This window comes from Bradyrhizobium sp. LA6.8, from assembly GCF_040547935.1.
GTDB classification, from domain to species: Bacteria; Pseudomonadota; Alphaproteobacteria; order Rhizobiales; family Xanthobacteraceae; genus Bradyrhizobium; species Bradyrhizobium barranii.
Genome location: NZ_JBEPQQ010000003.1, coordinates 278,641 through 300,971 on the forward strand (window position 1 = coordinate 278,641; position 22,331 = coordinate 300,971).

The 22,331-nt window shown below is 64.9% G+C and carries 20 protein-coding genes; 5 read left to right on the plus strand and 15 right to left on the minus strand.

All coding sequences use genetic code 11. The features are described from left to right. Nucleotides 1-198 precede the first annotated feature (198 nt). From ABIA90_RS14940 to ABIA90_RS14955, 4 genes are all read right to left on the minus strand, one after another. The gene (locus ABIA90_RS14940; RefSeq protein ID WP_071913852.1) at nt 199-522 is read right to left on the minus strand and encodes a hypothetical protein; all 324 of its coding nucleotides are present in this window, start codon (nt 520-522) and stop codon (nt 199-201) included. A 222-nt stretch (nt 523-744) separates the two neighbouring features. After that, nucleotides 745-2,595: a dihydroxy-acid dehydratase gene (gene ilvD / locus ABIA90_RS14945; RefSeq protein ID WP_354118209.1), complete on the minus strand. Its 1,851-nt coding sequence runs from the start codon at nt 2,593-2,595 to the stop codon at nt 745-747. Nucleotides 2,596-2,796: 201 nt separating this feature from the next. Further along, nucleotides 2,797-3,666 (minus strand): VOC family protein, encoded by an 870-nt coding sequence (locus ABIA90_RS14950; RefSeq protein ID WP_354118208.1) that lies wholly within the window; start codon nt 3,664-3,666, stop codon nt 2,797-2,799. A gap of 14 nt (nt 3,667-3,680) precedes the next feature. Next, complete coding sequence (locus ABIA90_RS14955; protein ID WP_354118207.1) at nt 3,681-4,040, minus strand: hypothetical protein; 360 nt, start codon at nt 4,038-4,040, stop codon at nt 3,681-3,683. A gap of 543 nt (nt 4,041-4,583) precedes the next feature. Here ABIA90_RS14955 and ABIA90_RS14960 point away from each other — a divergent pair. Both ABIA90_RS14960 and ABIA90_RS14965 read left to right on the plus strand, forming a co-directional pair. After that, nucleotides 4,584-6,830: a TOMM precursor leader peptide-binding protein gene (locus tag ABIA90_RS14960; protein ID WP_354118206.1), complete on the plus strand. Its 2,247-nt coding sequence runs from the start codon at nt 4,584-4,586 to the stop codon at nt 6,828-6,830. 95 nt (nt 6,831-6,925) lie between these two features. Continuing rightward, on the plus strand, nt 6,926-8,302 hold the full coding sequence (locus tag ABIA90_RS14965; protein WP_354118379.1) for a SagB/ThcOx family dehydrogenase: 1,377 nt from the start codon (nt 6,926-6,928) through the stop codon (nt 8,300-8,302). A 47-nt stretch (nt 8,303-8,349) separates the two neighbouring features. Here ABIA90_RS14965 and ABIA90_RS14970 read toward each other — a convergent pair whose 3' ends face one another. The 9 genes from ABIA90_RS14970 to pncA form a co-directional block, all read right to left on the minus strand. Beyond that, complete coding sequence (locus ABIA90_RS14970; RefSeq protein ID WP_028147836.1) at nt 8,350-9,210, minus strand: ABC transporter permease; 861 nt, start codon at nt 9,208-9,210, stop codon at nt 8,350-8,352. After that, nucleotides 9,207-10,136, minus strand: coding sequence for an ABC transporter permease (locus ABIA90_RS14975; protein ID WP_014495224.1), 930 nt, complete (start codon nt 10,134-10,136; stop codon nt 9,207-9,209). Before ABIA90_RS14975 ends, ABIA90_RS14970 begins: the two co-directional genes overlap by 4 nt. Beyond that, complete coding sequence (locus ABIA90_RS14980; protein ID WP_354118205.1) at nt 10,136-11,128, minus strand: ABC transporter ATP-binding protein; 993 nt, start codon at nt 11,126-11,128, stop codon at nt 10,136-10,138. Before ABIA90_RS14980 ends, ABIA90_RS14975 begins: the two co-directional genes overlap by 1 nt. Beyond that, on the minus strand, nt 11,125-12,111 hold the full coding sequence (locus tag ABIA90_RS14985; RefSeq protein ID WP_354118204.1) for an ABC transporter ATP-binding protein: 987 nt from the start codon (nt 12,109-12,111) through the stop codon (nt 11,125-11,127). Before ABIA90_RS14985 ends, ABIA90_RS14980 begins: the two co-directional genes overlap by 4 nt. Continuing rightward, the gene (locus ABIA90_RS14990) at nt 12,112-13,749 is read right to left on the minus strand and encodes an ABC transporter substrate-binding protein (protein ID WP_071913835.1); all 1,638 of its coding nucleotides are present in this window, start codon (nt 13,747-13,749) and stop codon (nt 12,112-12,114) included. A 30-nt stretch (nt 13,750-13,779) separates the two neighbouring features. Next, on the minus strand, nt 13,780-14,595 hold the full coding sequence (locus ABIA90_RS14995; protein WP_354118203.1) for a sugar phosphate isomerase/epimerase family protein: 816 nt from the start codon (nt 14,593-14,595) through the stop codon (nt 13,780-13,782). Between the two features lie 472 nt (nt 14,596-15,067). After that, the gene (locus ABIA90_RS15000; protein ID WP_354118202.1) at nt 15,068-17,101 is read right to left on the minus strand and encodes an NAD(+) synthase; all 2,034 of its coding nucleotides are present in this window, start codon (nt 17,099-17,101) and stop codon (nt 15,068-15,070) included. 151 nt (nt 17,102-17,252) lie between these two features. Next, the gene (locus ABIA90_RS15005) at nt 17,253-18,368 is read right to left on the minus strand and encodes an alpha/beta fold hydrolase (protein ID WP_354118201.1); all 1,116 of its coding nucleotides are present in this window, start codon (nt 18,366-18,368) and stop codon (nt 17,253-17,255) included. Between the two features lie 16 nt (nt 18,369-18,384). Next, entirely contained in the window at nt 18,385-19,011 is a 627-nt protein-coding gene (gene pncA, locus ABIA90_RS15010; protein WP_354118200.1) for a bifunctional nicotinamidase/pyrazinamidase, read from the minus strand. Between the two features lie 257 nt (nt 19,012-19,268). On the opposite strand from pncA, the gene glk reads away from it, so the two are divergent. The 3 genes from glk (at nt 19,269) to ABIA90_RS15025 (ending at nt 20,900) form a co-directional block, all read left to right on the plus strand. Then, nucleotides 19,269-20,255 (plus strand): glucokinase, encoded by a 987-nt coding sequence (gene glk / locus ABIA90_RS15015; protein ID WP_354118378.1) that lies wholly within the window; start codon nt 19,269-19,271, stop codon nt 20,253-20,255. Nucleotides 20,256-20,394: 139 nt separating this feature from the next. Next, nucleotides 20,395-20,598, plus strand: coding sequence for a hypothetical protein (locus ABIA90_RS15020; RefSeq protein WP_014495215.1), 204 nt, complete (start codon nt 20,395-20,397; stop codon nt 20,596-20,598). 146 nt (nt 20,599-20,744) lie between these two features. Next, the gene (locus tag ABIA90_RS15025) at nt 20,745-20,900 is read left to right on the plus strand and encodes a hypothetical protein (RefSeq protein WP_259257549.1); all 156 of its coding nucleotides are present in this window, start codon (nt 20,745-20,747) and stop codon (nt 20,898-20,900) included. A gap of 95 nt (nt 20,901-20,995) precedes the next feature. Here the strand turns inward: ABIA90_RS15025 and ABIA90_RS15030 are convergent, their stop codons facing one another. Both ABIA90_RS15030 and ABIA90_RS15035 read right to left on the minus strand, forming a co-directional pair. Continuing rightward, on the minus strand, nt 20,996-21,373 hold the full coding sequence (locus ABIA90_RS15030) for a response regulator (RefSeq protein ID WP_028158777.1): 378 nt from the start codon (nt 21,371-21,373) through the stop codon (nt 20,996-20,998). A gap of 111 nt (nt 21,374-21,484) precedes the next feature. Further along, a complete protein-coding gene (locus ABIA90_RS15035; protein ID WP_354118199.1) occupies nt 21,485-22,297 on the minus strand; it encodes a Spy/CpxP family protein refolding chaperone in 813 nt (270 codons plus the stop codon). Nucleotides 22,298-22,331 lie beyond the last annotated feature (34 nt).

Consider the following 22,331-nt stretch of genomic DNA (forward strand, 5'->3'; position numbering starts at 1 on the left):
CGTCTAGCTTCGCAACATGTCGGCCGCCGACACACGCCGCCCCTCAGCAATCCCGGACACTGGCGACACCGCCCAGGGCGTCGCTGGTTGCGAGGCCCGGTTGGATTCGCGTCCATTTCCGGGCCTCGTTTGCTGGTGCGCAAAGGAAAACGGCGCCCCGCGAGGAGCGCCGCATGGAATTGTCGTAGCTGCGTTGGCTCAGTAGCCGCAGGACGCGCAGCCCATCTGCACTGGCGCGTAATAGGAATAGCCGGGCGAAACCATCTCGACGCGCTGGCGCGTGGCGTATTGCGGCGGGACGCGTTCGTACTGGACGCTCGGCGGTGCCACCATCACGGTCTGCGGCACCATCACGGTGCGGTACTGCGCCGGCGTGCGGTGTGCGACGGTTGCGCCGGGCGACACCATCACGGTCTCGTCGACGGTGCGGTATTGTGGCTGCACGTATTGCTGCTGGTAGCAGGTCTGGCACGGCGGCGGCGCGTAGCAATTGTAGCAGCCGGCAGAGGCCGCGCTCGTCATGGAAATCGCGGCGACGACTGTTGAGAAAGCGATAGCGAGAGTACGAGACATTGTGGTGGTGCCCCAGTTGCCCAAAATGGATTTGCGAAGGTCGCGAGCAGTATACGCTGCAACATCCCGAGTTGCCGAACTTCGTCGAGGCATCCTTAATGCGAACGGCCGGCTTTCGCCGGCCGTTCAGAACTTGTTGACCATGCGCGCGAGGCGCGGACGGTACAGCGCTTACTTCGTGCGCCGCTTTACCTCACGCACCGCACCGCGTGCGGCGCTGGTGGTGAGTGCTGCGTAAGCCTGAAGCGCGGTCGAGACGTTGCGCTTGCGGCCCACAGCCTGCCAGGCGGCATCGCCCTTGGCCTCTTCCGCCGCGCGGCGCTTGGCGAGCTCCTCATCGGAGACCTCCAGGCTGATGCTGCGGTTCGGGATGTCGATGGCGATGCGGTCGCCGGTGCGCACCAGACCGATGTTGCCGCCTTCCGCCGCTTCCGGCGACAGATGGCCGATCGAGAGGCCGGACGAGCCGCCGGAGAAGCGTCCGTCGGTGACGAGCGCGCAGGCTTTGCCGAGGCCCATCGATTTCAGGTAGCTCGTCGGATACAGCATCTCCTGCATGCCGGGGCCGCCGCGCGGACCTTCGTAGATGATGACCACGATCTCGCCGGCGACGACCTTGCCGCCCAGAATGCCTTCCACAGCGGCGTCCTGGCTCTCGAACACGCGCGCGGGGCCGGAGAATTTCAGGATCGAGGCGTCGACGCCCGCGGTCTTCACGATGCAGCCGTCCTGCGCGAGGTTACCGTAGAGCACGGCGAGACCGCCATCCTTGCTGAAGGCATGCTCGAGGTTGCGGACCACACCCTTCTCGCGATCGCTATCGAGCTCGTCGTAACGGCGCTCCTGGCTGAAGGCGACCTGCGTCTGGATGCCGCCGGGCGAAGCGCGGAAGAACGTGCGGACAGACTCGCTCTTGGAGCGCTTGATGTCCCAGCGCTCCAGCGCGTCGTTCATGGTCGGCGCGTGCACGGTCGAGACCGAGGTGTCGATCAGGCCGGCGCGGTCGAGCTCGCCCAAAATGCCCATGATGCCGCCGGCGCGATGCACGTCCTCGACATGGACGTCGGCGACCGATGGCGCGACCTTGCAGAGCACGGGCACGCGGCGCGACAGCCGGTCGATGTCCTGCATGGTGAATTCCACCTGCCCTTCATGGGCCGCCGCCAGCAGATGCAGCACGGTGTTGGTCGAGCCGCCCATCGCGATGTCCAGCGTCATCGCGTTCTCGAACGCCTTGAAGTTGGCGACGTTGCGCGGCAGCACGGAGGCATCGTCCTGCTCGTAATAGCGGCGCACGATATCGACGATGGTGTGGCCGGCCTCGACGAACAGGCGCTTGCGGTCTGCATGGGTCGCCACCACCGTGCCGTTGCCGGGCAATGCGAGGCCAAGCGCTTCGGTCAGGCAATTCATCGAATTGGCCGTGAACATGCCCGAGCAGGAGCCGCAGGTCGGACACGCCGAGCGCTCGATCACCTTGACGTCCTCGTCGCTGACCTTGGAGTCGGCGGCCGCCACCATGGCGTCGATGAGGTCGACGGCCTTGGTCTTGCCCTGCAACGTGACCTTGCCGGCCTCCATCGGGCCGCCCGAGACGAACACGGCGGGGATGTTGAGCCGCAGCGCGGCCATCAGCATGCCGGGCGTGATCTTGTCGCAGTTGGAGATGCAGACGAGGCCGTCGGCGCAGTGCGCGTTGGCCATGTACTCGACGCTGTCGGCGATCAGCTCGCGCGACGGCAGGCTGTAGAGCATGCCGTCATGGCCCATGGCGATGCCGTCATCGACCGCGATGGTGTTGAATTCCTTGGCGACGCCGCCGGCCTGCTCGATCTCGCGCGCCACGAGCTGGCCGAGGTCCTTGAGGTGGACGTGGCCGGGCACGAACTGGGTGAAGGAGTTGACGACCGCGATGATCGGCTTGCCGAAATCGGCATCCTTCATGCCCGTCGCGCGCCAGAGGCCGCGGGCGCCCGCCATGTTGCGGCCGTGGGTGGTGGTGCGGGAGCGATAGGCTGGCATGGCGGTTTCCGTCCTCGGTTGGGTCAGCCGGGCGGAAAAATGGAAGCCGCCTCAGGCCTTTCCGGCCGGATAGCGCACGGGCTGGGCGCGTGCAACGGGAACTTGCCCCTGACAGCCCCGGATCGGCCCTGCGCAGGCCTCCCCTGCTCCCGGCGCGGGTTATTGCAGGGTCGCGGCAGCGCCTGACGGATGCTGCAGCAGCTAGCGCTTCGGCTTGGGCAGCACAATTCTCCCCTGGGAGGCAATGCCGCCCCACTTGGCGGACCACCCGACTTCCGAGGCCGAGGACGGCTCGATGCCTGCATGACCCCCGGCACCCTGCAGTGCAAACAGGGCGCCCTGGGGATCCACACATCGTGCGATCCAGCAGCCATCAGGCAATTCGATCGGACCCTGGAGGATCCGGCCTCCACCAGCATTCACATGCTTCGTCGCAGCGCCGATGTCGTCGACATTGAAGTAATGCAGCCAACATGGCTGCGCTACGCTCGAAAGTTTCGTCAGCATGCCGCCGACCGTTTGCCCCCCCGCCGAAAACAATTGGTACCAGTCCGCTGGATCGGTTTGAGCGTCAGCCTTCTGCCAACCAAATAGTTCTCTGTAGAAATCGAAGATCACAGTCCGGTCGGCGGCCAATAGCTCATGCCAGCCTACGCGCCCCGGCTCGTCCAGCCGGCCCGGTTTCCATCGGCCATATGTCGGTTTCTCGATCAGCCCGAACGTCGCTTTCTGCGGATCGGCAGCGACTGCTATTCGGCCAATATTGGTGTCGGTCGGCGGCACAAAGATCGTGCCTTCGAGACGCCTGATCTGCGCGGCAGCCCCGTCCAGGTCGTCGACAGCGACGTAACCCATCCATCTCGGCGTTGCCCCTGATCTCCGCCCCTCTTCCGGGATATCCATAAGGCCGCCCAGCGGGGTGCCGCCGCTACGAAGCACCGTGTAAGGCAGTTCCGGAGTCGATTCATCCGTCACGCCCCAGCCGACGACCTTGCGATAGAATGCGCCCGCCGCCGCGACGTCCGTGGTCAGCAGTTCGTACCAAGCGAAACGTCCGAGTTGATCCGCCACGCCGATCTCTCCGTTCAAACCTGGAAGCGATTGCGGCACTGCACCAAGTTGCACGCGCACCGAGAGCGCGGATCGCTGACGCGTTGTGTCAACCGGCCGTGCTGATTGCCGTTCATGAAGATGAATACATCCCGAACGTGCAGCGCCGCGCTTTTGTGCGCGTAATTGTTGCCCGCGTTATTTCCTGGGCGTAGACTTACCGCGGCTGGGATACTTCTTGCAATGCTCGGAGGTTCGACCATGCGGCAGGCGAAGAAGACTTCTAAAGGGAAGAAGCGAGTAACCAAAGTCGCCGTGCCGGCGTTCGGAGCCGCAGGGTTGACGTTCTCGCTGGCGGGAGGCGCATCGGCGTCCGCCGTGCCGACACCCGACATACAACAATTGCCGCACCTTGGAACGGGCCAGGCAATCACGCTCGATGAAGAGGAAATGGCTGACGTCAGCCTGGCCACCTTCCATCTCTTCGACAAGGAAAACGCCGGTAGCCGCGTGCAGCTGGCATGGCGCGGATGCGGCGGTTGCCGCGGCTGCGGAGGCTGTCGGGCTTGCCGTGGTTGCCGATGTGGCGTCGGTTGCCGATGTGCGGGTTGTGCAGTTGGCTGTGCTGTCGGCTGTGGCGTTGGTGTGGTGGGATGCGCCGTCTCATGCGCGGGTTGCTGCGCATCGTGGGGCCGCTGCCGCGTGTGCTAGACCCCGGCGCATTCCGAATGTCAAATTCACGGGTTGATAGGTCATTGGCCGGCCTCAAGAAAGGGTCCGGCCAATTGCTTGATTTCGCTACGACGCCTGCATCGGCGGCTTGCGGGTGACAGCTGAATTCGTTTCAATTCTCTGGGAAAATGCCGGCGCGCGGCCGCGACGATCCATCTTGCGCCGGGGATCTAGCGTGACGGCAACAGGATCAGCGTGCTGACTCAATGACTGCAACTCGCAAGACCCGCGTTGCGCGGCAGACCCGCAAAGACATTCTCCGATTTGCACCGAACTTCACCGCTTACTTGCTGCCTCCCGATGCGGTTTGTCTCTATTCCGAGAACCGCAAATTCTTCCTGCACGGCGAGCTCTACTGCGCCCTCGCCACTGCGATCGGGCAACACGGCAACGCCGGGTCGGAGATCATTCGCCAGCTTTCGAAGCGCTTCCCGGCCGACAAGATCGAGGAAGCAATCAAGCGGCTGCTCGATCGCCGATATGTCGTTGCGCGGACCCCGAAAGCGTTCGACGACGCCGTTGGCGGTTTCCTGGCAAGCCTCGGCATGCCCCTGGAGATCGCGGAACAAAATCTTCGCAATTGCCCCGTTCAGGTCGAGTCGATTGACGTCAAAGGCGCCAAGGAGCTGACCGCGGCCTTGGGTAAGCTCGGCGTTCAAATCGCCAAGCGCTCGCCGAAGCTCACGATCACGCTGGTGAACGATTATCTTGACGGGCGACTTGCCGAACTGAACCAGGAACGCGTGGCCGGCAAGACGTCCTGGTTGCTGGTACAGCCGTCCGGCGCGTTTCCGCTGGTCGGGCCCATGTTCAAACCGGGCGAGAGCGCCTGCTGGACCTGCCTGTTCGATCGCATGATCCGCAACCGGGAGATCAAGGGGTTTCTTGACCGGGGACCGGCACGTGCGGTTGCCATGTCGCCTCTCGTCAGAGAAAGCGTCGGCAAGACTGGAATCCATTTTGCGGCGGTCGAGATCGCCAAGGCAATTGCCTCGGATTTTCGCACCGATTTGTGCGATCACATCGCAAGCTTCGACCTGACCGGCGCCGCCATCGCCAAGCACTACGTGACGCGACGTCCGCAATGTCCGACCTGCGGCAGCAGGAAGCTGAACAACCCGCGCCGATCTCCGGCCCTGGTCGAGATTGCCGAGGGCAAGAGACTCGTCATGACCAGCGGTGGATATCGCACCGTGACGTCGCGGTCGACGGTGTCGCGCTTCCGCAAGCATGTGAGCCCGCTGACCGGCGTGGTCACCCGGCTTGAGCGGATCGACGTTGATCTGCCGATGAACACCAATTACTTCGCCCAGCACAATTTCTCCGCGCCGGCCCACAGCATCGACCAGCTCAGGTCCGGATTGAGTGGCGGCAGTTTTGGCAAGGGCTCGACCGCCGAGCAGGGTGAAGCCAGCGCGCTGATGGAATCGATCGAACGCTATTCGGGCATTTTCCAAGGCGATGAGATCAGAACGACGCGCCGCTTCGTCGATTTCGCGCCTGGCGACGCGCTTCTTCCCAACGACGTCCAGCTCTTCAGCGAAACGCAGTTCAAGACCAGGTTTCTGCAGCAGCCGGACGATCCCCATCCGGTGCCCGAGCCGTTCGATCCCTCGACGAGGACCGAGTGGTCGCCGGTCTCGTCGTTGCGCGACAAACGCTTCAAATATCTGCCGACCGGCCTCCTGTACTTCTTCTATGGCGGCTTTCATACGGATTCCAACGGCTGCGCGGCCGGCAACACCCGCGACGAAGCCATCGTTCAGGGCTTCCTCGAATTGATCGAGCGCGATGCCTACGCGATCTGGTGGTACAACCGGGTGCAGCGCGCCGAGGTCGATCTCGGGCAATTCGACGATTTCTATGTTCGGGATCTCCAGGCTCAATTTGCGGAAGCCGGGCGCAAGCTGTGGGTGCTCGACATCACCACGGACCTCGGCATTCCGACTTACGTGGCGATCATGCACTGGATGCAGAATGGACACGAGAATATCGAGTTCGGTTCCGGCGCGCATTTCGACCGCCATATAGCGCTGCTGCGATCCCTCACCGAACTGACCCAATTTATGTCCGTCGGCATGATGGGCGGTGCAAGCGGCGAGAAGCCGACCCTCGACGGTATCACGCCGCTGCGCCTGGAAGACTACCCGTTCCTGACACCGAGCGACCACCCGATCGTCCCCCCAGCGCCGAGCCTCAAGCTTCACGACAATACGCGTGACCAGGTCATTGCCTGCGTCGAGATCGCCGCCCGTGCAGGCTACGATTTCCTCGTCCTCGACCAGACACGTCCCGACGTCGAGGTTCCGGTCGTCAGAGTCCTCGTTCCCGGCCTGCGTCATTTCTATCGCCGTTTCGCACCGGGTCGCCTTTACGATGTGCCGGTGAAGCTCGGATTGTTGGACCGGCCGCGACCGGAAAGCGATCTGACTTCATTCCTTCCACACACCTGAAGGGTTGCTCTTTCGTGCGCGCTCCCCGGAAAAAGCCGACCAGGAAGATCGCGCCAGACATTGCCGCCCGGTTGAGCCATCATTTCTCCCTCCAGATGCAGCCGGACGGAAACATCACCGCCATTCTGGGCGACTATTCCGTCAACCTCGGACAATTCAGCGCGGCCGCGATGGACTGCGCGCGACATCTGAGCACCGGCCTTCCGCTCGCTTCCTTTGCGGGCAAGAGCGCCCTCGCGAGAGACGTCGACGCCCTGGTGCGTCGCCTGGCCCGGCAGGGGCTTCTGGAATACCGCCTCTCCTCGTCGCGTAACACGCAGGACTTCGTGGTCATCGAGCCCCAAGTCCCCGAATACTGGCCGCGGCGCGCGAAGCTGGGCAATCGTGACACCATTGTGCTATCGCGCTTTGCCTTTCTGCGCCGGCGCGGCAACGAGCTGGTGCTGGAATCGCCACGCGCCGGCGCGTTGTTCCGGATTGGCGATCCCGCCATCGCCGCGACCCTTGCTGCGCTGTCGCAGCCTCGGAAGATCGGCAAGCTCAACCAGAAGATAGCTTCCTCCACCCTCCATCTGCTCGAACTGTTGCTGGACAGCCAGATCCTGCTCAAGCTCGATGCGAAAGACGGAGAAGGCCTGCGGGTGAACGAAGGCGACGGCAACCTCGTACTCTGGGATTTCCACGATCTGGTGTTTCACACGCGGAGCACGGAGGGCCGGCAAGCCAATCCGGTCGGCGCCGCCTTCACCTATGCCGGCGTCGTTCCGCCGTCGCCGGCGGTGCGTCCGCCCTGGGCCGGCAGCAAGATTGACCTGCGCAAATTCTCCTCCCCGGAGCCGAACTCCCGCTTCCCCAAGCTGTTGCGCGAACGCCATTCAACACGGGATTTCGACGACAAGAATCCGGTCACGCTCGGCGAACTCGCGCGGTTCCTCGACACCAGCGCACGCGTCTTGTCCGAATGGACGAGCGAGCCGTATTTCGAAGGCGGTTCCGACGTCACCTACAGCACAAGGCCTTATCCGTCGGCGGGCAGCGCGTACGAGCTGGAATTGTACCTTACCGTCGCGAACTGCGACGGGCTTGCGCGCGGACTCTACCACTACGATGCAGGGAGCCACGCGCTAGTCGCCATCAGCGCCTCCCCCCAACAACTCCAGGCGCATTTGGCGGCTGCCCAGTTCGCCATGGATGCGCCGGGTCAGCCACAAATCCTCATCACGATCGCGGCGCGTTTTGGGCGGGTCTCCTGGAAATACAGCTCAATCGCATATTCGCTGATCCTGAAGGATGTCGGCAGCCTGATTCAGACGCTTTACCTGACGGCAACCGATATGGGCCTCGGCGGCTGCGCCATTGGCAGCACCAACATCGATCTGTTCGCGAAAATGACGGAGTTGGAATTCCATATCGAGGGCCCGGTCGGTCAATTCGCGCTCGGGCGCGGCAGGACGCCGGAGGTCCAAGGCTAGAAGCGGGTGTCCGACGGCAAATCGGCGCACGCGTCACGCCAGTCGCCCTATTGCAGGGTCGGATCGAGCCGGTCGCGCAGCCAGTCGCCGATCACGGAGACGGCCAGCGTGGTGATCACGATGGTGGTCGCCGGCGCCAGCATGATCCAGGGCGCCCGGGTCAGGTACTCCCGGCCATAGCCGACCATGTTGCCGAGGCTGGTCATCGGCGGCTGCACGCCGAGGCCGAGGAAGGACAGGCCGGATTCCATCAGGATCACCTCGGGGAAAACCAGCGTCGTCGAAACGATCAGGGTCGAAGCGATGTTGGGCAGAATATGCCTAAGGTAAATGCGCGACGGCGTCGCACCGAGCTGGCGGACGGCCGCGGCATAGCCTTGCGCATTGGCGGAGATGGCGAGGCCGCGGGCGATGCGGGCATAGCGCTCCCAGCCGAACAGCCCCATCAGGCCGATCAGCAGTGGCAGGGAATTGCCGAAGAACGCGAGCACCGCAAGCGCCATGATCAGGAACGGCATGCTGGCCTGGAAGTCGGTCAGCATCAGCACGAGCTGCTCGACGGCCCCGCGGAAATGCGCGGCGAGAAAGCCGAGCGTGGTGCCGACGATCGCCGAGATCGCAGTCGCGCCGAACGCAATTAACAGCGAGATGCGGATCGAGACGAGGAGCCGCGACAGCACGTCGCGGCCGAGCTCGTCGGTGCCGAGCCAGTGCGCGACATTGCCGGGCGCAGCCAGCCGGTTGCGCAGGTCGAGCTGGGTGAAGCTGTAAGGCGCGATTTTCTCGGCGAACGCCGCGATCACCAGCATGGCGACGATCCAGCTGATCGCGAGCGCGACCGAGACCGGGATCGCGGGAAGGCTGATGCGGCGGCGGACAGCCGTGTCCTTCAGCGTTGCGTCGGTCATGCATGCGCCCCTTTGGCGCGCAGGCGCGGATCGAGGAAGCCGTAGAGGAAATCGACGATCAGATTGGACGTGACCATGGTCATCGCGACCAGCAACAGGATGCACTGCACGACGGCGAGGTCGCGGTTGGCGACGGCGACGACCAGCAGGCGCCCTACTCCCGGCCAGGCAAATACGCTCTCGACCACGACCGCGCCCGCGATCAGCGTGCCCACCATGAAGCCGAGAATGGTGACGGTCGGGATCGCCGCGTTCGGCAGCGCATGCGACGTCACCACCTTGCGCCACGGCACGCCCTTGGCCGAGGCGGTGCGGATATAGGGCTGGCCCAGCACCTCCAGCATGGCGCTGCGGGTGAAGCGCGCCAGCACCGCGGCGCCGCCGAGGCTGAGTGTCACGATTGGCAGGATGGCGTGACGCCAGCTGTCCTGCCCGCCCGACGGCAACCAGCCGAGCTGAACGGCGAAGACGAGCACGAGCAGCAGCGCAAGGACGAAACTCGGCACGGTGAAGCCGGCGACCGCCGTCATCATCACGGCGCGATCGATTCCCGAGCCGCGGTGCAGCGCCGCGTAGATGCCGGCGGGAATGCCGAGGGCGACCTTGAAGAAGAAGGCCGGCAGCGTCAGCGCCAGCGTTGCCGGAATCCGCTCCAGCACGAGCTCGATCGCCGGTCGCCCGTCGCGCATGGAGCGGCCGAGTTCGCCCTTGGCGATGGCGCCGAAGTAGTCGAGGTACTGGAACCAGATGGGATCATCGAGCCCCCAGGCCTTGCGGAAGGCGGCGAGCACTTCCGGCGGCGCCTCCGGTCCCAAAATCATCAGCGCAGGGTCGCCGGAGAGGCGCAGCACCACGAAGGCGAAGGTGACGACGAGCACGATCGTCAGCGCCGCGCGTCCGATCCGAATGGCAAGGTAGCGTCCCATCAGGCCGCGTCCCGCGTCTCGGCCTGCGGCCCCGTCACGAGATGGCAGGCGACTTGCCTGTCTCCGCCGACGGCCGACAGCACCGGCACCTCGCTCGCGCAGCGCGCGATCGCGCGCGGGCAGCGCGGATGGAAGGAACAGCCTTGGGGCCGCGCCGCCGGGTTCGGCGGATCGCCTGCCAGCACGATGCGGCCCGCGCTGCGGCGGCCGGGCGCGGGTGACGCCGAGACCAGCGCCTGCGTATAGGGGTGTTCGGGACGCGCGAAGAGATCATCGGCGCTGCCGATCTCGACGATGCGGCCGAGATACATCACGGCAACGACATTGCTGATCTGCCTGACAACGCGCAGATCGTGGCTGATGAACAGCAGCGTCAGTCCGAGCTGCGCCTGGAGATCGCAAAGCAGGTTCACCACCTGCGCCTGGATCGAGACGTCGAGCGCACTGACCGGCTCGTCGCAGACGAGGAAATCGGGCTTTGTCGCCAGTGCCCGCGCCAGCACGATACGCTGACGCTGGCCGCCGGAGAGCGCGCCAGGATAGCGCGCACCATGCGCCGGCGTTAGCTCGACCGCGCGCAGCAATTCGCGGACGCGTTCCTCGCGTTCGGCCGGCGTGCCGAGTCCGTGAATGTCCAGGGGCTCGCGGATTTGGGCCGCGACCGGCAACCGCCGATCCAGTGCCCCCAGCGGATCCTGGAAGATCATCTGCATGCGCGCCCGCTGCGCGCGCCACGCCTTCGTCCCCGGCGCGGCCATCGGCTTGCCGTCGAACCGCACCTCACCGCGATCGGGCGGCTCGAGGCCAAGCACGATACGACCCGTGGTCGACTTGCCCGAGCCGGACTCGCCGACGAGGCCGAGCGTCTCGCCCTTGCGGATCGCAAGTGACAAGCCGTCGACCGCGTGAACCGCTGTGCTGCGGCCGAACATCCCGGAGCGCATCGCGTAGCTGCGCGAGATCGAGGACACCTCGACAAGCGGCGCGCTCATTCGGCGGCGATCCCGAGCAGCGCACGGCGCGAAGCTTCAGCCCGGATGCAGGCAACCACGCGATCGTTCGCGATCGGCGCCAGGCTCGGCACGGCAAGTCCACACGGCTCGGCCGCCAGCACGCAGCGCGGCGCGAAGGCGCAGCCGCTTGGCATGTGCGCGGGATCGGGAACGGTCCCCGGAATGGCCGTGAGACGCCGACGCGGTCCGTCGAGCGGCGGCAGTGCGCCGATCAGGCCCTGCGCGTAGGGATGCACGGGATCGGCAAAGAGCTGGTTGGCGGGCGCCTGCTCGACGATGCGGCCGGCATACATCACGGCGACGCGGTCGCAGTTTTCCGCGACGACACCGAGATCATGGCTGATCAGCACCATCGCCATGCTCATCTCGCGGCGGATGGTCGAGAGCAGCTCCAAAATCTGCGCCTGGATGGTGGCGTCGAGCGCCGTGGTCGGCTCGTCCGCGACGAGGAGATCGGGATTTCCGGCCAGCGCCATCGCGATCATGATGCGCTGGACCTGGCCGCCCGAGAATTCGTGCGGATAGGCTTCGAGCCGCCGCGCCGCATCGGGAATGCCGACGAGATCGAGCAGCCGCCGCGCTTCGGCCTTCACCGCCTCGCCCGAGAGATTGCGATGCAGCGCCAAAGCCTCGCAGAGCTGCTTGCGAATGGTGAGCACCGGATTGAGCGCGCTTGCGGGATCCTGAAAAATCATGGCGACCCGCCCGCCCCGCACCCGGTCGAGCTCACCCGCGGCTGCGCCGAGGATCTCGCGTCCGTCGAGCCGCACGGAGCCCGAGACTTTTGCATGCCGCGGCAAGAGGCCGAGCGCCGCAAGCCACGTCACCGACTTGCCGGAGCCGGACTCGCCGACGAGGCCGAGAGCCTCGCCCTTCTGCAAAGCGAGATCGACGCCGAGCAGGACCGCTACGCCGTTGAAGGCGACGCTGAGGCCCTGGATGCTGACCAGCGGCGTCGCCACTTACGCCTCGAAATTGCCGGCGCGGAAATCCATCGCGAATGCCGGCGACGCCTTCCACTTGATCGACTTCGGCTTCGCGGTGAAGGTCGCGTTCTGGTGCAGCACCGTATAGGCGGGATCCTCGCGCTCGGCGATCTCGAGCATGCGGCGGAACGCCTTCTTGCGCGCAGCCCGGTCGGTCGAGGTCTCAAGGAACTCCGAAAGCTTGTTCAGTTCGGCGTTGGTCCACTCGCCGATCTGCTGCTGCTGGCCGTTCGGGCCGTGCTGGGCGACCAGCGACGAGACGGGATCGTTGAAGGCAGCCGAGTTCGACCAGTCGCGAACCGCGCGGGTCGGCGCGCGTTCCATGATCTGTGACCAGTTCTCCTTGGTTTCGATCTGCACGTTGAGGCCGACCGACTTCCACATCTCGACCAGCACCTGGGCGGTCGCGACCTGGTTGGTGTAGTAGTTGTTGAGCAGGCGATACGGAATCGGATCACCCTTGTAGTTGGCCTGCTTCAACAGATCCTGCGCGAGCTTCGGATCGTAGGCCGGCACGCTCCAGTCGGCGTTGAACATGTCGCCGTAGAATTCCCATTGCAGGCCCTTCGGCACGCGGGTACGGCCCGCCCACAGGCTGTCGACGATCGCCTGGCGGTCGATCGCGTGGGTGAAGGCGCGCCGCACCAGCGGATTGGCGAGCTGGGCGTGGTTCTTGTCGAACACGGTCAGGCGGTGATTGAGGATGGTGCCGCCCTGCACTTCGAACGCAGAGTTCTTCTCGATGCCGGCAATCTGGTCCGGCGGGATGTCGCAGGCGAACTGGTATTCGCCCGACAGCAGCCCGTTGATGCGGCTCGCAACCTCGGGCACTTCGAGGAAACGGATGCGCTTGAGCGGCGGCCGGCCGCCCCAATATTCGTCATGCGCCTCGAGGGTCAGCGATACGTCGGGCTTGAGCTCGACGACCTTGTACGGGCCCGTCGTGATCGGCTTGCGCGCCCAGTCGAGATAGCTCGCGGATTGCTCCCAGGCACGGCGGTTCATGATGTCGGAGCCGTAGCGCGACAGCCGGCCCTCAATCGTGACGTCGGGCGTCGCGTTGTAGAAGCGCACCGTGTACTTGTCGACGGCATCGACGCGCACGAGGTCCGGCCAGATGCGGCGGGCGACCGCCGGCACATCAGGCGGCAATTCCTTGCCCGGGCGCGGCGTCGGGATCTTCTCGAAGGCCTGGATGGTGGAGCGGCTCTTGGCCTCGGTCTCGCCGAACATGCGCTCGCGGCTGAAGGTGAAGACGACGTCTTCGGCCGTCAGCTCGTCGCCATTGTGGAACTTCACGCCCTGGCGCAGCTTCACCTCGACGGTCTGGTCGTCGATGCGGCGCCACTCGGTGGCGAGGCCCGGCACGGCCTCCAGGCTGCCACGCCAGTTCTTGGAGATCAGGCCCTCCCAGATCGAGGAGAAGAACACGCGCTCGCCGACGTTCGATTGCTCGCGCAGCACGTCGAGCACGTTCGAATTCGTCACCTTCTGCACGGCAATCGTCACCGACGGACGGTTGTCCGCCTGCCCGATCGCGAAGCGCGGCAGGAGAAGCGTGCCCGCGGCAACGCCGCCGGACTTCAGGATGGTGCGACGGGTGAGTTTGCTCATGACGATAAGCCCTGATCTTTGTGATGCCGGTTATTCAGCGAGACCGAGCGCGGCCAGATGGGCTGCGCCGGCGCGAACGTCGTCGTGATTGCGGAGTTCGAGGATCAGCCGCGGGTTGGAGGTCAGCCGGCCCAGAGCGCGGAACACGGCCACCCACGGGATGTTGCCTTCGCCCGGCGCCCAGTGCCGGTCGGCAAAGCCGTCGGTGTCCTGGAGGTGCACATGCGTCAGCATGTCGCCGGCGGTCTCGACGTAGTAAACGACCGGCGGTGCGCCGGTGGAGATGTGGGCGTAGTTGGCGTGGCCGGTATCGAGGGAGACGCGGACCTTGTTGCTTTCGAGCGCCTTAGCGAGGCGCACGCGGTCGCGCGGATCCTTGTCCTCGATGTTCTCGATGACGACCTCGCAGCCGATCGTCTCGGCGCGCGCGATCACCTCGGCAAGCGTCGTCTTGACGCGTTCGACGAGATTGCCGCGGTTATCGGGATAGAGGTCGAGATTGTTGTGGTCCCAGGTCGTGAACGGTGAATGGATCACCATCTGCGTCGCACCGAGGAATTCCGCGGCATCGAGGCCCTGGAGCAGGCGCTTCGTCACCGCCTTGCGGATCAAGGGATCATGGCTGTCGATCTTGAAGCCCCAGAACGGGCCGTGAATGCCGAGCCGGCCGGTGTAGCCCGAGAGCATCTGCTTGATCTCGCTGGCCGCACTCCGCCAATCGCCGTCGAGCAAATCCGCGCGGAAAAAATCCTGAATCTCGAGATCGCGCTGCCGTTCCAGAAGCCAGTCGCGGTGGGCGGGGATCGATTTGATGGATAGTGCGGCGCCCAACACCGGCTTCGACATGGCTTGCTCCTTGACCGTCAGCGATGACGGGAGCAGCGCTAGACCAGTTAAGTGACAGGCCCGTGAAATGCAGGTGCCGCGGCGATGCGCTGATGTGGACATCCCCGCCGATCGCCTGCATCGAATTCAGGCAGCAGTGATCGCATCAGATGCGGACGAATGCACCCGTGTGCAGCATCAAGCGCGTTCGTGTCCGTAGTGATCCGGAATGGAATCCTAACCATACTTCGCGTACATCGCGCGCATCGATCGGCGGCCTTCCAGGGGCATCACCCTCTGATCGCGCTACATGGGGTTGGGGGACCGCATGGGGCGGGGGGATCAAAGGCTGGGGCAAGGTGACGAGGTCCGGACTCCTAGGCACTCCGGACCTCGGAACTTTCTAGATTGAACGCAATTTCGCGCCGCCGGCTGTATGAGCCGCGCGGCGCGAAGTCGTTTTGAGGCGCCCTGCCCGATCAGTCTTGCCTAATCACTTCGGAACGTTCCGCTCGAGATCCTCAAGCCATGCCGCCGCGCTTGAATCCGACGGCGCGCGCCAGTCGCCGCGCGGCGACAACGAGCCGCCGGCCGAAACCTTCGGCCCGTTCGGCATCGCCGAGCGCTTGAACTGGCTGAAGGCGAAGAAGCGGCGCAGGAACACTTCCAGCCAGCGCCGGATCTCCGGCAGATCATAGGCCCTGCGCTTATCGGTCGGGAACGCCGGCGGCCATTCGCCCTTGGCGACATCATTCCAGGCGTGCTGCGCCATGAAGGCGATCTTGGACGGCCGCATGCCGAACCGCAGCGTGTAGAACAGGTTGAAATCCTGCAGCTCGTAGGGGCCGACGGAGGCTTCCGTGCTCTGCGGCTTCTCGCCGGGCTTGACCGGAACCAGCTCGGGCGAGATTTCGGCCGACAGGATCGACGCAAGCGTCCGGTTGACGTCGTCGCTGAACTGTTTTGAGGCGATCACCCAGCGGATCAGGTGCTGGATCAGCGTCTTCGGCACCCCGGCGTTGACATTATAATGCGCCATCTGGTCGCCGACGCCGTAGGTGCACCAGCCGAGCGCGAGCTCCGAGAGATCGCCGGTTCCGATGACGATGCCGCCATGATGGTTGGCGAGCCGGAACAGATAGTCCGTGCGCAGGCCCGCCTGCACGTTCTCGAAGGTGATGTCGTAGACCTTCTCGCCCTTGCCGAAGGGATGACCGATGTCCTTCAGCATTTGCGTCGCCGTGGGACGGATATCGAGCTCCTGCCACTCCGTCCGCAACGCCTTCATCAACGCCAGTGCGTTGGTCTTGCTCTCGCTGCCGGTGGCAAAGCCCGGCATCGTGTAAGCCAGGATGTTGCTGCGCGGCAGTCCGAGCAGGTCGACCGCCTTGGCGGCGACGATCAGGGCGTGGGTGGAATCGAGCCCGCCCGAGACGCCGATCACCACGCGCTTGGTTCCGGTCGCGCGCATGCGCTGCACGAGACCGGCGACCTGAATGTTGTAGGCCTCGTAGCAATCCTGCTCGAGCAGGGCTTCGTCGCTCGGCACGAACGGGAAGCGCTCGATCTTGCGCAGGAAGCCGATGTCGGTGGCCGGCGCCTTCAGGGCAAAGATGATCCTCCGGAAAAAGGCTTCGCGTTGCCGGCGATTATCGTCGAACGTGCCCATCAGTGCGCGTTCCTGCCTGAGCACATCGAGATCGACGTCGGCCAGCGTGATCTGGCCGTCCTGGCGGAACCGCTCGCCCTCGGCCAGCAGCACGCCGTTCTCATAGATCGAGGTCTGGCCGTCCCAGGCCAGGTCCGTGGTCGATTCCCCTGCCCCCGCGGCGGAATAGACGTAGGCCGCAAGACAGCGCGCCGACGTCGATTGGCACAGCAGTGCGCGCGAGCGCGCCCGACCGATCGTGATCGGGCTGCCGGATAGATTGATCAGCACGCTGGCGCCGGCAAGCGCGAGTTCGGAAGCCGGCGTCACCGGAATCCACATGTCCTCGCAGATCTCGACGCCGATGATCAGGCCTGGAACATCCTCGGCCGCGAACAGGAGGTCGACGCCGAACGGTGCATGCAGCCCGCCAAACGCGATCGTCTCTCCGGCCACGCCGGCACCGGAGGCGAAATGCCGTCCCTCGTAGAATTCGCGATAGGTCGGCAGATAAGACTTGGGCACGACGCCAAGGACGTTGCCGCGATGAATGACGACGGCGCAATTGTAGATGCGATGACCGAAGCGCAGCGGCGCGCCGACGATCAGGACCGTCATCAGCGCCGAGGAGGCCTCGACGATTGAGGCGAGCCCGCGCTCGACCGCATCGAGCAGCGGGTCCTGCTTGACGAGATCCTCGATCGCGTAGCCGGACAGGCACAGCTCCGGAAACACGGCAACCGCCACCGACTGTTCATGGCAAGCGCCTGCCGCCGCCAGGATCGCCTTCGCATTGGCCGTGGGATCGGCCACATGGGAGGTGGTGACGCAGGCCGCCACGCGCGCAAATCCGTGGGCGTAGATCGAGTGGAAGCTCATCGAGCGCGGTACCCTTAATCTTGTCGCGGCCGCAGCCACCTGTTCCGGATGATATGTAGCCCATCGACCGGGCCCCGTGCAGGCCATCCGCCGCCATGCATAACGGATTTGCATGTTCGCGGGCCCGGCCGGGCCAAGGCACCTGACAAGGTCAGGCGCTGCGGGCCAGCACGCCGGAGAGGTCGTTGCGCAGCCACTCGGCGATCCGGGGCCAGGCATGGGCGTGGGTGCGCGCCCCCATGAACAGGCCGAGATGATTGCTGGGCTCGGAAGCCGCGGCAATGAAGGCCGGCGGCGTTCCGAGCAGACCGGCGGTCGCAAGCGCCTGTCCGGCGGGCACGACGTCGTCATCGAGCCCGGCCAGCAGGAAGACCGGCGCCTTGACGTCCCTCAGATCAACCTCGCGGCCGAGCGCCGTGAAGTTGCCGCCGGCAATCCGATTCTCCCGGAAGATTCGGTTGACGATCTCCAGATAGTACGTGCCGGGCAGGTTGAGCGTCTCGGTATTCCAGCGATCGAAACGCGCGAGCAGTGCCGCGCCCTCCTCGTCCGAGAGATCCCTCTGCAATGCCGCCGCAATGTCGTCGCGGCTCGGCGCCTTCGTCCAGAAGCGCAGCATCTCGTCGCCGCTGACATTGCCGCCGCCGCGCGCCACGAGCTGGTCGTAGAGCGCCTCAGGCGCATTGCGAGCTAGCTGGGACAGCGCGGAGTCGATCGAGAGATCGACGGGCGCCCCCACCAGCACCAGCCGCCGCACCTTGGCGGGAAAGCGCGCCGCATAGAGCAGCGACAGCCAGCCGCCCTGGCACAGGCCGACGAGATCGATCGGCGCGCCGATTTCGTCGACGGCGACGTTGAGATCGCCGAGATAGCTGTCGATCGAGAGATAGCGCATGTCCGGCGAGGCCGAGCGCCAGTCGGTGAGGTACACCCGATCGATGCCGCCATTCTGCAGGGACTGCACCACGCTGTGGCCCGGTGCGAAGTCGGCGATCAGGGCCCGATGCAGCGCATAGGGCGCGCAGACCAGTGCCGGCTGGCCGGATTGCGTCCGCGTGCAATCGCGCAAGCGCATGGTCGCAAGCTCCAAGGCGACCATGTTGGGTGTCGTCCACGGCAGGTTGCTCGCGTCCTGTTCCGGCGGATCGCGCTCCAGCCACCAGAAGCAGGCGTCCATCGCGAGCCGCGCCGCCGCAAATGGCCATAGCAGTGGATCATCCGGAGGACGATCCGATCCGACCAGCGGTTTTCCCCTCTTCTCCACCATGACTATCTCAAGGTCCTCACAGCAAGGCATCCAGGCTGACGATCGAAATACCGCTCTCGCGAAAACTCCGATGGGTCGCGGCCACAGAGCCGTCGAGATCGATGCCGCGGCATGCGTCCTCGATGACGGCGACCTCGAACCCCGCCTTGCGGGCATCTTCCGCCGAGAACCGAACACAGAAATCCAGCGCGAGACCAGCGACGAAGACGGTCTTCAGCTCGCGCTCGCGCAAATAGCCGAGCAGGCCCGTCGGCGTCCGGTGGTCATTCTCGAACAGCGCCGAATAGGAATCGATGCCGCGACGAAAACCTTTGCGCACCACGAGGTTTGCCCTGGTAATTTCGAGCTCCCCATGGAATTCAGCGCCCGCCGTGCCTTGCACGCAGTGCGTCGGCCACAGCACCTGGGTGCCGTAGTCGAGCTCGATGGTCTGGAACGGCTGCTTGCCCGCATGGTTCGGTGCGAACGAGACGTGATCGCCTGGATGCCAGTCCTGGGTCAGCACCACATTGGTGAAATTTGCGGCAATTCGGTTGATGGCCGGGACAACCTTCTCGCCGCCGGGAACGGCGAGCGCTCCGCCGGTGCAAAAGTCGTTCTGCACGTCGATCACCAGCAGCACGTCGCGGTCGGAAATCTGCATCGCAAGGTCCCGTTCCAGCCGTCCGGCGCGACGGGCGCCGAACGCTCCGTCCAATGTCGATCTTCCCGCGCGGCTTCGCAACCATCGACACATGCGGCGATATCGCGCCCGTCGCACCTGGGATGCAACGGTTTGGCGTTGTCCGAGTTGACTAGGCTCACCCAAGGACGGATTCTAGAGACGTTCGCAAATTGCGGATCGGATGGAGCGGAGGGAACGGTTCCCGCGTGCCTGCAGGGCGCGGCAGCCACAAGGTCATGAGTATCGGCAAGACAGGACAGATTCTTCTCGCCGATATCGGCGGCACCAATGCGCGCTTTGCGCTGAGCGAAAGCGCATCGGACAGCGGCGACCAGGCCGGGCCCATCGACTATGTGAAGGTCGCTGACTTCCCGACCGTCCGGGAAGCCATCGCCGACGTCCTTGCGCGCCGGTCCGGCGGCAAGCAGCCCAAACGAGCCGTGCTGGCCGTCGCGGGTCCCGTGACCAATAACCGCTGCGTCATGACCAACAGTCCGTGGGTCATCGACGGCAACGAGCTCCAGCCGGCCCTCGGCTTCGAGAGCGTGCATGTGCTCAATGATTTCGAGGTCGTGGCTTGGTCCCTGCCCGCCCTGAAGCCTGCCGATTTGATCCCGCTCGGGGGCCAGGACGGCCTCCCCGGAGAGCCGCTGCTGGTGGTTGGGCCTGGAACCGGCTTCGGCGTCTCCTGTCTGGTCGAACGCCACGGCGCCCGGCTGGCGGTCGTCACCGAGGCAGGCCACGCGACTTTGCCGGCGGAGACCGAGCGCGAGGAGCGCGTGATCGCGGCCATGCGCCGACGTCTCGGTCATGTCTCCATCGAGCGCGGCGCGCTTTCGGGCTCCGGCCTGCAAAACCTCTACGAGGCGCTGGCGGAGGTCGACGGCGCCCAGGTGCCGCACCGCGACGCCGCCGCCATCACCAAGGCCGCCCTGGAGGGCAGTTGCGAACTGAGCCGCGCGACGCTGGAGATGTTTTGCGCCATCCTCGGCTCAGTCACGGGCAATCTCGCGGTGACCTTCGGCGCCCGCGGCGGCGTCTACATCGCCGGCGGGATCGTGCCGCGCTTCCCCGAGTTCCTCGCGGCCTCCGCTTTCCGTGCGCGCTTCGAAGCCAAGGGACGCTTCCAGGACTATTTGCGCAACATCCCGACCAGGCTGGTGACGAAACCCGACGCGAGCTTCGTCGGCCTGAAGACGTTCGCCGACCACAATCCGGATTGATGAGCCGCGATCGGCTCCGACGCCGTCCAGTCCGTTAACTATACACAGCTGATTGCAGCCAAGGCGCGGTTCCACGCAGGATCGTGCTTGCCCGACTGTGTCCGATGGGAAACAATTCCCGTAGTTGCGGGGGCGTGACATGCGTAAGCAGGACTTCGGTTTCGACTATCACCGCTATCACCGCCTGCTGACCGAGGCGGACGACGATGACAAGCGGCTGGCCCTGATCGAGCTCCTGATCGAGGAAAAGGCGCGCGACCGGCTGGCCGCGCAACGCGCCTCTGATCGCGCCGCCATGACGGCCCATACCATCGCCACCGTGCTGAAGAACGGCCGCAACTGAGACTTGCGGGACCGCTTGCTACTCGCGCAAACACGCGAGCGATGGCGATTCCGTTAACGATCCCTCGCAAGCTCGCGTCAAACTTTTTGCTCTAAGAGCTTCCCCTACCTGATGCAATTCAGGGGTCAACAAAGGGGGGAATGAACATGAGCATGATTTCGCTTGCCGCGATCCCGGCCGCCGTCGAAACCCGTTTTGCCGATTCTTCGTTCAAGATCATCTTGCTGTTCTGCTGCATGGGCCTGGTCGCCTCGTTCGGCGTGATGGCGCGCGGCATCGACCTCAGCGCCGGCCTGATCTGAGACGACGAGACATTCTTTCGCCAAATGGCCGCCCCGCACGGGCGGCCATTTTCGTTGGCGATCTCAGTACGGCGCCTTCTCGGTGAGGAGCCTTCTCAGTGAGGAGTTTTCGCGACCGCGCCCGGAAACAGCGAATCGATCATCACCTTGAGCTGGTCGAGGGAAATCGGCTTGCGCAGGATCGGCCGTCGCCGGAGCAAGGACGGCAGCAGCTCCGGCCCGTAGCCGGTGGCGAACAGAAACGGCTTGCCGCGGCGCTCGATCAGATCGGCGACGGGATCGACGTAGAGGCCCTTCAGGTTGATGTCGAGGATGGCGAAATCGTATTGCGCGGTCATCGCAAAGGCGCTCGCGTCCCGGACATTGTCCGCTTCCGCGACGACATGATGGCCGAGTTCCTCCACCATGTCGGCGATCATCATCCGGATCAACGCCTCGTCTTCGACCAGGAAAACGGAGAGTCCGTCCGCCATATCAACCCCGCAGTCAGCTTACGAAGCTAACCATACCCGAAATGCGGAGAGGATTCACGAATTCGTGGCGGGCGCCGTTAATTCAGACGCCCGCGATCGGATTCAACTTGATTAATCCAGCCCGCGCTCGTGGCTGAGGCGCACCATCTCCTGGATGAAGACCTGCTTCTGCTTGTCGTCGAGGCTCGAATAAAGCGGCTCGGCGGCATCGGCGACGTTGCGCTGGTCGGCGGCGCGGTCGATCAGGAATTGCGATTCGTTGCGCATCTGCTCGATGATGTCATCGGGCGGATCCCGCTTGGCGCGGGCGATCCGCAGGTTGAGCCGCTCCGCGCCATTATGCCCCAGATAGTGCATTGCGCTCGAGAAGCCGAACCAGTGCTTCTCCTGATCGGGCGTCAGGTTCAACTCGGTCTTGATCCGCTCGATATAGGAATCGCTGTTGGCGACGATCTGCTCGGCGGACTGTTGCGGCGCGCCGGGCTGGGTGAGGACGGTGACGTCCTTATTGTCCTTGTTGTCCTGCGGCGCATTCTTGGCTTCCTTGCTCGCCTTGGCGCCCTTGCCCGCCTTGGCGGTCTCCTTGGCGCTCTTGGCATCCTTGTCCTTGCCGGCGCCCGGCTGTTTGGAATCCTTGCTCGCGTCCTTGCTGGCATCCTTGCTCGCGTCCTTGGCAGCCGGAGCCGGCTGGTTGTTGACGCCGAGCACGCCGGTGAAGACACCGACCACGCCGCCGATCGCACCGCCCAGCACGCCGCCAACGGGTCCGGCCGCCTTGTTGCCGGCCGCGGCTCCATCCTGAACGCCCTTGACCAGGCCTTGCGCCTGCGCAACGGCGGCGGCGCCCAGCAGCACCGCGAGCACGGAGCCCAGCGCGAACCATCGCCGCAGGTGAAGCCGCGCAGGCGGCGCCGGGTTGATCATTCTGGTCTCCATCGTCGATCCGATTGTCCTGTCC